This is a genomic window from Microvirga lotononidis (genome assembly GCF_034627025.1).
Lineage (GTDB): Bacteria > Pseudomonadota > Alphaproteobacteria > Rhizobiales > Beijerinckiaceae > Microvirga > Microvirga lotononidis.
Genome location: NZ_CP141048.1, coordinates 3952797 through 3967708, shown reverse-complemented (window position 1 = coordinate 3967708; position 14912 = coordinate 3952797). Strand labels below are relative to the sequence as shown.

The 14912-nt window shown below is 65.8% G+C and carries 13 protein-coding genes; 12 read left to right on the top strand and 1 reads right to left on the bottom strand.

Annotated elements, in window-relative coordinates; translation table 11 throughout:
- Window positions 1–43: 43 nt before the first annotated feature.
- Window positions 44–1243 (top strand): mannonate dehydratase, encoded by a 1200-nt coding sequence (gene uxuA, locus U0023_RS18760; RefSeq protein ID WP_009492544.1) that lies wholly within the window; start codon window positions 44–46, stop codon window positions 1241–1243.
- Between the two features lie 193 nt (window positions 1244–1436).
- Here the strand turns inward: uxuA and U0023_RS18755 are convergent, their stop codons facing one another.
- Window positions 1437–2585, bottom strand: a complete 1149-nt coding sequence (locus U0023_RS18755) for an amidohydrolase (RefSeq protein WP_009492542.1) — start codon at window positions 2583–2585, stop codon at window positions 1437–1439.
- Between the two features lie 504 nt (window positions 2586–3089).
- Between U0023_RS18755 and U0023_RS18750 the strand changes: the two genes are divergently transcribed.
- The 11 genes from U0023_RS18750 to U0023_RS18700 all read left to right on the top strand — a co-directional run bounded on the left by U0023_RS18750 (window position 3090) and on the right by U0023_RS18700 (window position 14910).
- Window positions 3090–3974, top strand: a complete 885-nt coding sequence (locus U0023_RS18750; RefSeq protein WP_009492540.1) for an SDR family oxidoreductase — start codon at window positions 3090–3092, stop codon at window positions 3972–3974.
- Between the two features lie 349 nt (window positions 3975–4323).
- On the top strand, window positions 4324–5091 hold the full coding sequence (locus U0023_RS18745) for a FadR/GntR family transcriptional regulator (RefSeq protein ID WP_009492538.1): 768 nt from the start codon (window positions 4324–4326) through the stop codon (window positions 5089–5091).
- Window positions 5081–6142 carry an ABC transporter ATP-binding protein gene (locus U0023_RS18740; RefSeq protein WP_009492536.1) on the top strand — a complete coding sequence of 354 codons (1062 nt, stop codon included), beginning with the start codon at window positions 5081–5083 and terminating at the stop codon, window positions 6140–6142. The genes U0023_RS18745 and U0023_RS18740 overlap by 11 nt, the downstream gene beginning before the upstream one ends.
- Window positions 6139–7239 (top strand): ABC transporter ATP-binding protein, encoded by a 1101-nt coding sequence (locus U0023_RS18735; protein WP_009492534.1) that lies wholly within the window; start codon window positions 6139–6141, stop codon window positions 7237–7239. Before U0023_RS18740 ends, U0023_RS18735 begins: the two co-directional genes overlap by 4 nt.
- A 41-nt stretch (window positions 7240–7280) precedes the next feature.
- Window positions 7281–8780 carry an ABC transporter substrate-binding protein gene (locus U0023_RS18730; RefSeq protein WP_009492532.1) on the top strand — a complete coding sequence of 500 codons (1500 nt, stop codon included), beginning with the start codon at window positions 7281–7283 and terminating at the stop codon, window positions 8778–8780.
- Between the two features lie 76 nt (window positions 8781–8856).
- The gene (locus U0023_RS18725; RefSeq protein ID WP_009492531.1) at window positions 8857–9804 is read left to right on the top strand and encodes an ABC transporter permease; all 948 of its coding nucleotides are present in this window, start codon (window positions 8857–8859) and stop codon (window positions 9802–9804) included.
- On the top strand, window positions 9801–10676 hold the full coding sequence (locus U0023_RS18720) for an ABC transporter permease (protein ID WP_009492529.1): 876 nt from the start codon (window positions 9801–9803) through the stop codon (window positions 10674–10676). The genes U0023_RS18725 and U0023_RS18720 overlap by 4 nt, the downstream gene beginning before the upstream one ends.
- 28 nt (window positions 10677–10704) lie before the next feature.
- Entirely contained in the window at window positions 10705–12498 is a 1794-nt protein-coding gene (locus tag U0023_RS18715; RefSeq protein WP_009492527.1) for a gamma-glutamyltransferase family protein, read from the top strand.
- A 147-nt stretch (window positions 12499–12645) separates the two neighbouring features.
- Complete coding sequence (locus tag U0023_RS18710) at window positions 12646–13371, top strand: DUF1028 domain-containing protein (RefSeq protein ID WP_009492525.1); 726 nt, start codon at window positions 12646–12648, stop codon at window positions 13369–13371.
- Between the two features lie 170 nt (window positions 13372–13541).
- The gene (locus U0023_RS18705) at window positions 13542–14393 is read left to right on the top strand and encodes a sulfite exporter TauE/SafE family protein (RefSeq protein WP_009492523.1); all 852 of its coding nucleotides are present in this window, start codon (window positions 13542–13544) and stop codon (window positions 14391–14393) included.
- 46 nt (window positions 14394–14439) lie between these two features.
- Entirely contained in the window at window positions 14440–14910 is a 471-nt protein-coding gene (locus U0023_RS18700) for an opioid growth factor receptor-related protein (RefSeq protein ID WP_009492521.1), read from the top strand.
- The last annotated feature ends 2 nt before the right edge of the window (window positions 14911–14912 follow it).

Below are 14912 nucleotides of genomic sequence, written 5' to 3'. Positions count from 1 at the left end.
TTCCGCCGCAGCCCCGGCTCGGCCCTTTATTTGAGAGGTAATCATGGAACAGACCTGGCGTTGGTTCGGACCCGAGGACGTCGTCCAGCTTTCCCATATCCGCCAGACCGGCGCGAGCGGCATCGTCACCGCGCTGCATCAGATTCCCTACGGCGTCATCTGGAGCGTCGAGGAGATCGAGAAGCGCAAGGCGCTCATCGCTGCCGATTCCTCCCTGGGGCTGCGCTGGAGCGTGGTCGAGAGCCTGCCGATCCACGAGCGCATCAAGATCGGCGAAGGCGACCTGACGAGCCTGTTCGACAATTACCGGCAGTCCATGCGCAACCTCGCGCAATGCGGCGTCACCACGATCTGCTACAATTTCATGCCGGTGGTCGACTGGACCCGCACGGAACTCGCCCATCCGCTGCCAGGCGGCGCGACGGCGCTGCGCTTCAACATCCATGAATTCGCGGCCTTCGACTGCTTCATGCTGGAGCGCCCGGGCGCCGAGGCGGATTATTCTCCCGAAGTGGTAAAGCGCGCGAAGGACTGGCATGTCCGTTCGTCGGAGAGCGACCGGCGCAAGCTTCTCACCAACATTATGGCGGGCCTTCCGGGGGCCTATGACCGCTACGACGTTCCGGGCCTGCGCGTCATGCTCGACCGCTACAAGGATATCGACGCCGGGGCCTTGCGCGAAAACCTCGCCCGGTTCCTGCGCGAGGTGATCCCGACGGCGGAAGAAGTCGGCATCCGGATGTGCATCCACCCGGACGATCCGCCGCGTCCGCTCATGGGTTTGCCCCGCATCGTGTCCAACGCGGACGACATCGCCTTCATCCTCGACGCCGTCGATGCGCCCGCCAACGGCCTCACCCTGTGCAGCGGCTCGCTCGGCGCCAATCCCATCAACGACGTTCCGGCCATCGCGAAGCGCTTCGCGGACCGCATCTGGTTCGCCCACCTGCGCAACGTTGCCAAGGACCCGGATGGCTCCTTCATGGAGGCGGACCATCTCGGCGGCGACACGGACATGGTGGCCCTGGTCACGGCGCTGCTCGAAGAGCAGAAGCGCCGGAAGGATGCGGGCGAGACGCACTGGCGCATTCCCATGCGGCCGGACCACGGGCACGAGCTTCTCGACGATGTCGGCAAACCCACCCATCCCGGCTACCCCGCCATCGGTCGCATGAGAGGTCTCGCGGAACTGCGCGGCGTGATGCAGGCCGTATCATCACTTCGCGGATTGCCGCTCCAGTAGGGGCTCGTGTCGCCCTCCGGGGTCGTCCGAACGAACGCCCACCACGTCATGGCCGGCCTTGTGCCGGCCATCCCGTTTTTATGAGGCGCCGTACCCTTCCGATCGAGATCACCGGCACGAGGCCGGTAATGACGTGGGAGGGTGTCATTCCCGGTTCGCCGTCAAACAATGCGGCTCAGCTCCAGTCGCGCCGCTACCCCAGCAGGTTCCGTAAAGTCCGCATGAACACGCGGACGCCGATGCCGATCAGGTCGTCCGGGAAATCGTAATCGGGATTGTGCAGGCTCGGATGGTTCTCTCCGGCCCCGAGGAAGAACATGGCGGCCGGCGCCCTCTGGCCGAAACGGCCGAAATCCTCCGAAGCGCGCATGGGCAAGTCGCCCCTGTCGTACGGCACGCTCTCCTCGTCGAGGGCGCGGCGGAGATGAGCGACGGCTTCCGGCGCGTTCTCGCAATGCGCGAAGATGTCGTCATAGGAGATTTCGGCACTGAGCTCTTTCTCCCGCGCTGCGTTCAGGACCAGATGCTCGGCGCTCACGCAGAGATCCTCCATCCCGGCATCGGTCAAGGTGCGCAAGGTCGCCCAGATCTCGGCGCGAGCCGGAGCCACGCCGAAGGCGGGCTCGCCGATCTTCGCGTGGGTGATCGTCACCATGGAGAAGCCATCGTCCATGGGACCGCCACGGCCCAAAGCCGTCAGCGCCGGCATCAGTTCGGCAACGACCGGGACGGGAGAGATCCCGGTCTCGGGCATCGATGCGTGAGCGGTCTTGCCGTTCAGGACGACGCGCATGCCCCGGGATGCGCAACTGACCGGCCCCTCCGCCAGCGCGGCCTTGCCGAACGGCAAACCCGGGAGATTGTGCAGGGCGAAGGCGAAGTCCGGGCTGATCTCGCGAAAGCGCGGATCGGCCACGACGGCGGCGGCGCCCGAGCCGTCCTCTTCCGCGGGCTGGAACATCAGGATGGCGCGCCCACGCTGCGGACGCTGGCGCCCGAGCGCGCGGGCGAGCCCCGCCAGGATCGCCATATGCCCGTCATGGCCGCAGAGATGCGCCTTGCCCGGTATCGCCGAGCGATAGGGAAGATCCGAGATTTCCTCGATGGGCAGCCCGTCGAGCTCCGCTCGGACCATGACCGTCGGTCCGGGCTGCCTGCCCTCGTAGACGGCCGCGATGCCATATCCACCGAGGCCCGTCATGATCTGGTCCGGGCGCGTCGCGGCCAGGAAGGCGCGGACATCCCGCGCGGTCTGCGCTTCCTGCCGCGAGAGTTCGGGCGTGCGGTGGAGCTTGCGCCGGAACGCCACCAGATCGACCACGTCCTCGTTGGTCAGAACCATGCATCGCCTCCACGCCGGAGCTTTTGGGAGCGGTAGAGCTCAACCGATGACAGCCCGGCCTGTTTCGGCCAGACGTTATGGACCCTGGAACAGGCTTCGATCAAGTCGTTGAACGGGAGACGCGGCCAAGTGAAACATACTTGCCGTCGTCATTCGGGGAGACCTGCGCTGTCAGTGCCGGTCCTCTCGATGCGGGAAGGGAACCATAGCTCAGCGCTTGAGCTCGGATCCCCTTCCCTCGCCTGCGGCTCGCCGGGGGTGACACCCGCAACGTCATGGCCGGGCCTGTCCCGGCCATCCTGACTTGTTGAAACGTCGCGCTCTTCCGATCGAGATCACGGGCACAAGGCCGGTGACGATATGGCGGGCCCATGTCGAAGCAGGTCGGATGTCGAGCTTCGACATTCGCTCCCGTCGCGAGAGTGAAAAAAACCGGCTCGCCTTTCGCGCGCGATGCGCTAGGGTCCGCCCGAGAACCCGCACTACACCGGTTATCCATTTCTCATGAACCTGTTCGTCTTTGGTCTCGGCTATTCGGTGCGCCAGTTCCTCAAGCTGCACGGCGCGCGATTCACGGAAATCAGCGGCACGGTGCGCTCGCCCGAAAAGGCAAAGGCGATGGAGGAGGAGGGCCTAGACACCTTCGTGTTCGACGGCACCGACCATGACCCGCGCATTCTCGACCGGATCGCCCGAGCCGATGCACTGCTCGTCTCCATTCCGCCCGCGAGCGAAACCGATCCGGTGCTCGCACATTTTTCCCAGGCCATCGCGTCGGCTCCGAGCCTGCGCTGGATCGGTTACCTGTCGACCGTGGGCGTCTACGGCCATGCGGACGGTAACTGGGTCGACGAAACGACGCCGCCCAATCCGGCGACCGCCCGGTCGCGTCAGCGCATCGCAGCCGAGCAGGCATGGCTCGCGCTCGGCGAGCGCGCATCCTTCGCCGTACAGATCTTCAGGCTGGCCGGAATCTACGGCCCCGGCCGCAACGCCCTGGTGAAAGTGGCGGACGGCACAGCCAAGCGCATCGTCAAGCCGGGCCAGGTGTTCAATCGGATTCACACGGCCGATATCGCGCAGGTTCTCATGGCCTCCATGGAGCGCCCGAGCCGCAACGCCGTCTACAACGTCGCGGACGACGAGCCGGGCCCGCCCCAGGACGTCATCGCCCATGCGGCCGAACTGCTCGGCCGCGAACCTCCCCCGGAAGTACCCTTCGACGAGGCCGACCAGACGCCGATGGCGCGCGCCTTCTATGCGGACAACAAACGCGTGCGGAATACGCGGATCAAGACTGAACTCGGCGTGGCGCTTCGCTACCCGACCTATCGCGAGGGCCTGCGAGCGCTTCTCGATTCCGGCGACGGGATCAGGCAGGAGCACTGAAGGTCGCGCTTTCCGGCATTGACGCGACATTGGCATCGCGACTTGGTTTGCGCCCTCCGAGGTGGTGTGCCTGGAGCCCGCGATCCCGACATTGATTGCACCACGGGCCTTAGACTTTCGTTGCGTAAACTTTAGGCAAATAGCGAAGGCGGGACAGAGGGCGGAGACCGCTTATCGTCTGTTCCTGGCTAATGAACCGGCATCCTGTGAACAGAGAACCAGCACCGAACCAGTTGCAAATTGGTTCGGCCTTGGGCTAGCCTTATTTCGCTGACGCCCTCGGAGACGAAACAATCGATCTCCCTCTGCGGACCGCCAGCAAGATTGGTTCAACCGCAGCCGGATCTCCATGGCCAACCTCGATCCATTGCCGGATAGCTCGAACTTCGCCCTCGGGCGTCTGCGAGCCCTGCTGGAAGGTGGCTCTTTCGACGAGGAGCAGCGCCTCCCGTCGGAGCGGGTTCTGGCGGCGCAGATCGGCATCGGCCGGCGCGCCCTGCGGCGGGCTCTCGAGGTTCTGGAGGCCGAAGGGCGCATCTGGCGCCACCAGGGGAAAGGGACCTTCCTCGGCCCTCGTCCGCCGGAGCAGCCGTCCAACGTGGAGGACCTGTCCCGTCGAACCAATCCGCTCGAAGTCATGGACGTGCGCCTGGAGATCGAGCCGGCGCTTGCCCGGCTCGCGGCCCTGCGCGCTTCGAACGGCGACATCGAGCGCCTCCTGCATCTGGCGGACAAGACCGCCTCGATGTCGGACGCCGATGGACGCGAGCTCTGGGACAGCGCCCTGCATCGCGCCATCGCCGAAGTGGCGGGCAATGCGCTCCTGCTGGCGATCTTCGACATGGTCGACCGGATCCGCCAGGATGCCACGTGGCGCCTTCTACGCGAGCGAGCCCGTTCAGGGGAGCGGCAGCAGGTCTACGTGGACCAGCACCGGCGCGTGATCGCGGCCATTGCCCAGCGCGAGGCCCATGCGGCGGAACAGGCCATGCGCGAGCACCTCGAACTGGTGCGCGACGGGCTGTTGAAAGTCATGACGAGCCCCCTGCCCGACGGCAAGGATCCCCAACAAGCAACATCTGAAAACACCGAGGATCAACGTCTCCATGGGACTTGAGGCAACGCAGCAATCGAGGACGCACATTCACGAGCCGGGCACGGTCGGGCTGGCCGCGGAGCCGCCGCTGCTCGACGTCCAGGGGCTTTCCGTCCGCTTCGACGGCGCACCCAAAGGCGTGAACGTCGTCGACGACGTGTCCTTCTCCGTGCGCAAAGGCAAGACCCTCTGCATCGTTGGGGAATCCGGCTGCGGCAAGAGCGTGACGTCGCTGGCCCTCATGGGCCTCCTGCCCACGCCGCCAGCCCGGATCGTCGCCGGCTCGGCCCGGTTCGACGGACAGGATCTGCTGACGCTCACCGAGCGCGAGCGGGCCGATCTGCGCGGCGACCGCATGGCGATGATCTTCCAGGAGCCGATGACCTCGCTCAACCCGGCCTTCACCATCGGTGACCAGATCGCGGAAGGAATCGTCCGCCACCGCAAGGTGTCCAAGGCCGAGGCCTGGGAACGGGCGCTCGACATGCTCAAGAAGGTGCGCATTCCGGCGCCGGAAAAGCGCCTGCGCGCCTATCCGCATGAGATGTCGGGCGGCATGCGCCAGCGCGTGATGATCGCCATGGCGCTCGCCAACGATCCGCAGCTCCTGATCGCCGACGAGCCGACCACCGCCCTCGACGTGACGATCCAGGCCCAGATCCTCATGCTCATCCGCCGCCTGCAGGAGGAGACCGGCACGGCCATGATCCTCATCACCCACGATCTCGGCGTGGTGGCGGAGGTCGCCGACGAGGTGGCCGTGATGTATGCGGGCCGCGTGGTCGAGAGCGGCCCCGTCGAGGCGATCTTCGAGGACCCGCAGCATCCCTATACCATCGGCCTCATGGGTTCGGTTCCGTCGCTTGGCAAGCGCCAGGGACGCCTGGCGACGATCAGGGGCACCGTTCCGCCGGCCGAACTGATGCCCAAGGGCTGCCGCTTCACCCCGCGCTGCCCCTTCTCCGACAGCCACTGCGCCAATGATCCGCCGCCGCTCACCGAGATCAAGCCCGGCCACAAGGCACGCTGCTGGTACGCCCCTCTCGAAATCCACCGTGGAGCCGCCCTATGAGCGTGATGCCCGCTGACGACATCGTTCTCGAGGGTGTCGGCCTGAAGAAGCATTTCGGCGGCGGCGGCCTTCTGTCGAAGCCGACGATCGTGCGTGCCGTGGACGGCGTGTCCTTGGCGATCCGCCGCGGCGAGACCTTCGCCGTCGTGGGAGAATCCGGCTGCGGAAAGTCCACCCTGGGACGTCTCCTCCTGCGCCTGATCGAGGCGACCGAGGGCGACGTGCGCTACGAGGGCCGCTCGATCGTGAAGCTCGGCAAGGGCGAGCTGCGCAAGCTGCGGCGCGAATTGCAGATCATCTTCCAGGACCCGTTCGCGTCTCTCAACCCGCGTATGAACGTGGGCGACATCATCGCCGAGCCCATCTGGCTGCACAACCTGGCGGGCGGGCGCGAGAAGCGCGAGCGCGTCGCGGACCTCATGCGCACGGTCGGCCTGCTGCCGACCCATGCGGACCGCTACCCGCACGAGTTTTCGGGCGGGCAGCGCCAACGCATCGGCATCGCCCGGGCGCTGGCCGGGGATCCCAAGCTGATCGTCGGCGACGAGCCCGTCTCGGCCCTCGACGTGTCGATCCAGGCGCAGATCATCAACCTGCTCGAAGACCTGAAGGACCGCTTCGGCCTGACCCTCGTCATCGTGGCGCATGACCTCGCCGTCATCCGCCACATGAGCGACCGGGTCGCTGTGATGTATCTCGGCGAGATCGTGGAGCTGTCCGAGACGGACGCCCTCTTCGAAAACCCGCTGCACCCCTACACCCAGGCGCTGCTCGCGGCGATCCCGATCCCGAGCCCGACGAACCGCCAGCCGAAGGCGCTGCTCCAGGGCGACGTGCCGAGCCCGGCCGCCCCTCCCTCGGGCTGTCGCTTCCATACCCGCTGCCCGCATGCCCGCGCGCTGTGCAAGGAGCAGCATCCGGCCCTCGAAGCGGCGCCGGACGGTCGGCAGGTGGCGTGCCACTTCTGGCGCGAAATCCAGGGCGCGGGCGCCGGCTCGATCAGCGCGCCGCCCCCGAGCGCAGCGCTCGCCAAGCGCCTCGCGCTCTACCGAACTTGGCGCGAACGGCAGGACAAGCCCGTCGCGACGAGCCCTTGAACTCAGAAGACGACATCCAGAGAACGATCGGAGGACTTGGAATGAAGACGAGACTACTGCTAGCTTTGGCCGCGGGGCTCCTGGCGACCACCGCCGCCTCCGCGCAGACCCTGCGCATCGGCCTGAACGAAGACCCGGATGTGCTCGATCCGCACCGCGCGCGCACCTTCGTCGGGCGCATCGTGTTCACGTCGCTGTGCAACAAGCTGGTCGACATCACGCCCGACCTGAAGTTCACGCCCGAGCTCGCCACCGAGTGGAGCTGGAGCGACGACGGCAAGTCGCTGACCTTCAAGCTGCGTCCGGGCGTCAAGTTCCATGACGGCGAGCCGCTGAACGCCGCCGCCGTGAAGGCCAATCTCGACCGCGCCCGCACCCTGCCGGACTCCCTGCGCAAGAGCGAGCTGACCTCGGTGGACAATGTCGAGGCCGTCGACGACCTGACCGTGAAGGTCAACCTCTCCCGCGCCGACGCCACCCTGCTCTCCCAGCTGTCCGATCGCGCCGGCATGATCATGTCGCCGAAGGCGCTCGGCAACGCGGATTTCGGCCAGAAGCCGGTCTGCTCGGGTCCCTACAAGTTCGTCGAGCGCGTCCAGAACGACCGCATCGTGCTCGAAAAGTTCGCCGATTACTGGGACGCGAAGAACTACAACTTCGAGCGCGTCGTGTTCCAGCCCATTCCCGACACGACCGTGCGCCTCGCCAACCTGCGCTCCGGCAACCTCGACCTTCTCGAGCGTCTCGCCCCGAGCGACGTTCCGGCTGTCAAGAGCGATTCCAGCCTGGTCTTCGCACCTGTCTCGGGCATCGGCTACCAGGGCCTGACGATCAACACCAACAACGGCGAGCGTTCCAAGACCCCTCTCGGCCAGGACAAGCGCGTCCGGCAGGCGCTCGAACTCTCCATCGATCGCAACGTCATCAACGAAGTGGTCGGCGCGGGAATCTATCCGCCCGCCGGTCAGCCCTTCCCGGAAGCGAGCCCCTACAACAACCCGAAGTTCAAGGCCAACCAGCGTGACGTCGCGAAGGCCAAGCAGCTCCTGAAGGAAGCCGGCGTCGACCGCGTGAAGCTCGAACTGACCTTCGGCACGGGCACGACCGCGCAGCAGATCGCCGAGATCATCCAGGCCATGGCGGCCGAAGCCGGTTTCGACATCTCGCTGCGCCCGACCGAGTTCGCCGCCATGCAGAAAGAAGCCCAGGCGGGCAACTTCGACGTGAACGTAATCGGCTGGTCCGGCCGCGTCGATCCCGACGGCAACATCCACCCCTTCGTGTCCTGCAAGGGCGCACTGAACGACGGGAAGTACTGCAACGAGCAGGTCGACAAGCTCCTGAACGACGCCCGCGTGACCAACGACGAGGCCAAGCGCAAGCAGCTCTACGATGCCGCTCAGGAGATCCTGAAGCAGGATCTGCCGATCATCTACACCTACTACCAGCCCTGGCCCTTCGTTCACACGAAGAAGGTCCAGAACTTCAAGCCTTATCCGGACGGCATGATCCGCCTGAAGGGCGTGAAGTTCGCCTCCTGAGCTGCCTGAAAACCAGCGTGCCCGGTCCGACGACCGGGCACGCCCTGCCCTTCCTCGATACGGGTTCCACGAGCGGATGCTGCGCTACATCGGACGACGAATACTGATTGCCATCCCGACACTGATCATAGTGTCGCTCTTGGTCTTCGCCCTGCAGAAACTCCTGCCCGGCGATCCGGTCCTCACCATGGCGGGCGAGGAGCGCGATCCCCAGGTGCTCGCTTTCCTGCGCGAGAAGTACCGCCTGGACGATCCCATCCCGGTCCAGTATTTCGCCTGGATCGGATCGGCCCTCACCGGCAATCTCGGGATCTCGCTGCGCACCGACATTCCGGTGCTCGACCTGATCATGAGCAAGCTGCCCGTGACCCTCGAACTCGCCATCATGGCGATGATCGTCGCGCTCGCCATCGGCATCCCGGCCGGCATCATCTCGGCCGTGCGGAAGGGAACGGCCGTCGACTACACGGCCAATGTCATCGCGCTGTCGGGCCTGTCCATTCCCAATTTCTGGCTCGGCATCATGCTGATCATGCTGATCTCGGTGCGCTGGAAGCTCCTGCCCGCCTCCGGCTATGTGCCGCCGACCGAGGACCTGTGGCTCAACATCAAGACCATGCTCATGCCGGCCTTCGTGCTCGGCACCGGCCTTGCGGCGAGCCTGATGCGCCACACCCGCAGCGCCATGCTCGGCGTCATGCGTTCCGACTATATCCGCACCGCCCGCGCCAAGGGCCTCCTGTCCAGGAAGGTCATTCTGAAACACGCGCTGCGCAACGCACTTGTGCCGATCGTGACCCTGTCCACGCTGCTCTTCGGCGAGCTTCTCGCCGGCGCCGTGCTCACGGAGCAGATCTTCACGATCCCGGGCTTCGGCAAGCTCATCGTCGATGCGGTGTTCAACCGTGACTACGCGGTGGTGCAGGGCGTCGTCCTGTGCACGGCCGTCGGCTTCATCTTCATGAACCTGCTCGCCGACGTCCTCTACGTTCTCGTCAATCCCCGCCTGAGGCACGCCGCATGACCGCCACAGCCGTTATCGCCGACGAGGCCGCACTGCCCAAGAAGCGCAGCCGCGTCCTCGCCAAGTTCATGAAGAACAAGAGTGCCGTTCTGGGCGCTGCCATCGTGCTGTTCTTCGTTCTCGTCGCGCTCATCGGCCCCTACTTCGCCCCCTACGATCCGGTCAAGCCGAGCTTCACGAGCATCCGCAAGGCACCGTCGGCCCTGTTCTGGTTCGGCACCGACGAACTCGGGCGCGATCTTCTCTCTCGCATGCTCTGGGGCGCCCGCGCGTCCATCATGGCCGGCGTGGTCTCGGTCACCATCGCCATCGTGCTCGGTGTGCCGTTCGGGCTCATTTCCGGCTATTTCGGCGGCTGGGTCGACGCCGCGATCTCCCGTGCCACCGACGCCATGCTGGCGATCCCCTTCCTGATCTTCGCCATCGCGCTGGCTGCCTTCCTGGGACCGAGCCTCACCAACGCGATGATCGCCATCGGTCTCTCGGCGATGCCGATCTTCATCCGCCTCACCCGCGGACAGGTGCTGACCGTCAAGGCGGAAGATTACGTGGAAGGCGCGCGCGCCATCGGGCTTCCGGATTTCTGGATCCTGGTGCGCTACGTGTTTCCGAATGTCCTGCCGCCGATCCTGGTCCAGGGCACGCTGACCATCGCGACCGCGATCATCGCGGAAGCGAGCCTCTCGTTCCTCGGCCTCGGCCAGCAGCCCCCGAACCCCTCCTGGGGCTCCATGCTCAACACCGCCAAGAACTTCATGGATCAGGCTCCCTGGATGTCGATCTTCCCCGGCTCCGCGATCTTCCTGATCGTCCTCGGCTTCAATCTCCTCGGCGATGGCCTGCGCGACGCGCTCGACCCCCGCGAACAGTAATAATAACGCCAACCTCGGATAAGACATCATGTTTACGACCCGGCCAGAGATCCTCGGCACCTTCGGCATCGTCACCTCGACTCATTGGCTCGCGTCCGCCGCCGGCATGTCCATGCTCGAAAAGGGCGGCAATGCCTTCGACGCCTGCGTTGCCTCGGCCTTCGTGCTGCAGGTCGTCGAACCGCATCTGGTAGGCCCGTCGGGCGAAGTGCCGGCCGTGTTCTATTCGGCCAAGACGAAGAAGGTCGAAGTGCTCTGCGGCCAGGGCACGGCTCCGAAAGCCGCCACCATCGCGCATTACAAGAACGAGGGCCTCAAGCTCATTCCCGGCAACGGCCTGCTCGCCACGGTGGTGCCCGGCGCCTTCGACGCCTGGATGCTTCTCCTGCGCGATCACGGCCTGCTCTCGCTCAGGGAGGTGCTGGAGCCCGCGATCTATTACGCCGAACAGGGACATCCGCTGCTGCCGCGCGTAGCGGATACTATCAAGGGCCTGAAGGACTTCTTCGAGACGGAATGGCCCACGACGGCGGCCGTCTTCATGCCTGGCGGCGAGGTGCCGAAGCCGCGCCAGCTCTTCCGCAATCCGCAGCTCGCCGACACCTGGAAGCGCATCATCCGCGAGGGCGAGGCCAGGGGTGGCGACCGCGAGGCTCAGATCGAAGGCGCACGGAACGCCTTCTACAAGGGCTTCGTGGCCGAGGCCATCGACGCCTTCGTGCGCAAGACGGAGGTCATGGACCAGAGCGGCTCGCGCCATCGCGGCGTGCTGACCGCCGACGACATGGCGAACTGGTCCGCGACCTACGATGCGCCGCAGACCTACGACTATCACAATTACCGGGTGAACAAGATCCGCCCCTGGGGCCAGGGTCCGGTCTTCCTTCAGACCCTCGCGCTCCTGAAGGGCTTCGACATCGCCGCCATGGGTCCGACCAGCGCTGAGTTCATCCACACGGTCACCGAGGCCAAGAAGCTCGCTTTCGCCGACCGCGAGGCCTATTACGGCGATCCCGATTTCGTGGACGTGCCGATCGAGACGCTCCTTTCGGACGCCTATAACGACGAGCGCCGCAAGCTCATCACCGACAAGGCCTCGTTCGAGCTGCGCCCGGGCCGCATCGAAGGCTACGAGACCCAGGTGGAGCGCACCCTCGAGGCGCTGCGGAATCTCTCGACGACGAACCGCGAAGTGACCGGCGGCGAACCGACCCTTCAATCCATGCGCTCGGCGCGCCGCGGCGACACGGTGCATATCGACGTGGTGGACCGCTTCGGCAACATGATCGCCGCCATGCCGTCCGGCGGCTGGCTGCAATCCTCACCGGTCATCCCGGAACTCGGCTTCATGCTCAATTCGCGCGCCCAGATGTTCTGGCTCGAAGAGGGCCTGCCGGCGAGCCTCGCGCCGGGCAAGCGTCCGCGCACGACGCTCACTCCGACCCTCGCGGAGAAGGACGGCGAGCCCTACATGGTCTTCGGCTCTCCGGGCGGCGACCAGCAGGAACAATGGCAACTCCTCCTCTTCCTGCGCCATGCTCATCACGGCCTGAACCTGCAGGAGGCCATCGACCAGCCGATGTCGCACACGGCGCATTTCCCGTCCTCGTTCTATCCTCGCGAGCAGAAGCCCGGCCACCTCATGGCCGAGGAAACCTACGGCGCGGACGTGCTCGACGATCTGCGGGCGCGCGGCCACGAGGTCGAGGTCGCTCCTGCCTGGACGGTCGGCCGCCTCGTGGCGGCGAGCCGCGACAAGGACGGCCTGCTGCACGGCGCCGCCACGCCGCGGCTCATGCAGGCTTATGCGGTCGGCCGCTAGTACATCGCGCGGAAGAGTGGACCCGGTTTTCGCTGACGCGGCTCTCCGGGTCCGCATCAAGCGACGCACCAGCCAAGAGGAACAGCATCGGATCAATCCCAAAAGTGGCATCCACTTTTGGGGCCGATGCGATAAGGAGCCTAAGACATGACATGGTCGATCATCGCCAAGGATCCCGAGACCGGCGCCTTCGGCGTCGCGGTCACCACCAAGTTCTTCGCCGTGGGGGCGCTCTGCCCCTATGGCGCAGCACGGATCGGTGCGCTTGCCACGCAGGCCCTGGTCAATCCGCTTTACGGCACGGACGGCGTGCGCCTCCTGGCCGAGGGACGGAGCGCAGAGGAAATCGTCGCGATCCTCACGGCCCAGGATCCCGGCCGTGGATCGCGCCAGCTCCAGGTGATCGACCGGGACGGCCGAACGGCCGCCCATACGGGGTCGGACTGCATCGACTGGTGCGGGCATCTGACCGATGAGGGCGTCTCCGTCGCCGGCAACATGCTGGCCGGTCCAACCGTCATCGAAGCGACCCTCGAAACCTACGGGCGTCGCAGGGATCTGCCTTTCGCGGATCGTCTCATGACGGCGCTCGACGCCGGTCAGGCGGAGGGCGGCGACAAGCGCGGCAAGCAATCGGCCGCGATCAAGATCTGGCACGACGAGCCTTATCCCATGCTCGACCTGCGCGTGGACGATCACGCGGAACCGTTGGACGAGCTGCGCCGCCTGTACGGCATCGCCCATGAGCGTTTCCTCGCCTTCATGGACGCCATGGCGACGCGCGGCAATCCCGGCGGCATCACGGACCGGTCCTGGATCGACGAGAGAGCGCGCGAGTATCAGGAGCGACGAGCTGCGAGCTCCAGGCGATAAGAGACAGAACTGTTCGGTGAAGATCATCCGGTCCGCCGAAAAATGCGATCCAGCAAAGAACAGAGATGATTCCGCGCACGGGAAAACAGCTCTGACCCCTGCCATAGTGTAGCTTGCCGGTGGATCGAAAAGATCCTACGGCGAGCTGCTTCCCTTCGATGGACCCTCCGATGTTTGGCATTCCCCTGTTCGATCTGGCTTGGCTCGTGGTTGCTCTCCTGGCGGCCGGCGCGATCACCGGCTTGCTGGCCGGCGTCTTCGGCGTCGGCGGCGGCGCGGTCGCCGTGCCGATTCTCTACGAGCTCTTCCGCATCCTGGAGGTGCCCGAGGAGGTGCGCATGCCGCTCTGCGTCGGCACCTCGCTTGCCATCATCATCCCGACCTCGCTGCGCTCGTTCTCAGCCCACAAGGCCAAGGGCGCGGTCGACATGAGCATCCTGCGGGTCTGGGCCGTGCCGGTGGTCCTCGGCGTCGGCGTCGGCAGCATCATCGCCCGTTACGCCCCGGCCGACCTGTTCAAGACCGTGTTCGTGCTGGTGGCCGGCATCTCGGCCATTCGGCTCCTGTTCGGCAAGGATACGTGGCGCTTCGGCCTCGACATGCCGGCGAAGCCCATCATGGTCGCCTATGGCGGGCTCATCGGCATCCTCTCGGCGCTCATGGGCATTGGCGGCGGACAGCTCTCCAACCTGTTCATGACCTTCTACAACCGCCCCATCCATCAGGCGGTGGCGACCTCGTCGGGCCTCGGCATCCTGATCTCGATTCCAGGCGCCATCGGCTACATCTATGCCGGCTGGCCGCACATGGCCGATTACCCGAACGTGCTCGCCTTCCAGCCGCCGCTGGCCCTGGGCTATGTCTCGCTCATCGGCCTCCTGCTGTTCATCCCCACCAGCACCTGGATGGCACCGGTCGGCGCACGTCTCGCCCACAGGCTTTCCAAGCGCCGGCTCGAGGTGGCCTTCGGCATCTTCCTCCTGCTCGTCTGCGCCCGCTTCTTCTTTAGCCTTCTGGCCTGACGCCGTTCGAGGCTTTAAGCTGTGCCTCTCAACCAGAGGCACGGCCATGGCTCACTCCACGACGGGACCTCTTCATGCCTTTCTGGCCGGAACCGGGCGCGATGGCCGGGGACGCCTCGCATCCGATGTGCTGGCCCTTTCCGACGAACGGCTGGAGGAGGTGCACGACTACATCCAATGGCTGTTCCCGCTTCCGACCCGCAGCGCCGCCCAGCCGGGAGCGCCGGTTCTGACGCAGCCCGAGATCGACGCGATCCGGACGGACGAAGCGGCGCAGCGCACCCTTGCACGGGCGACCGACCGGATGCTCCAGTTCTATCGGGATACGCCTTGGTGGCTCACCGGCTACGATCACAATCATCTGCGCATCACCCGGATCATCCATAGCCTGAGGATCCTGACCGAGCCCGACGAGGCACGGTGCTTTCACGAGGCGATCCTTGCGCTGAACAAAGCGGCGGGATCGCCCGTCAATGCCCGCAGCCGCGCGTTCTGGTCCGACGCGGCCGGCGCCTGACG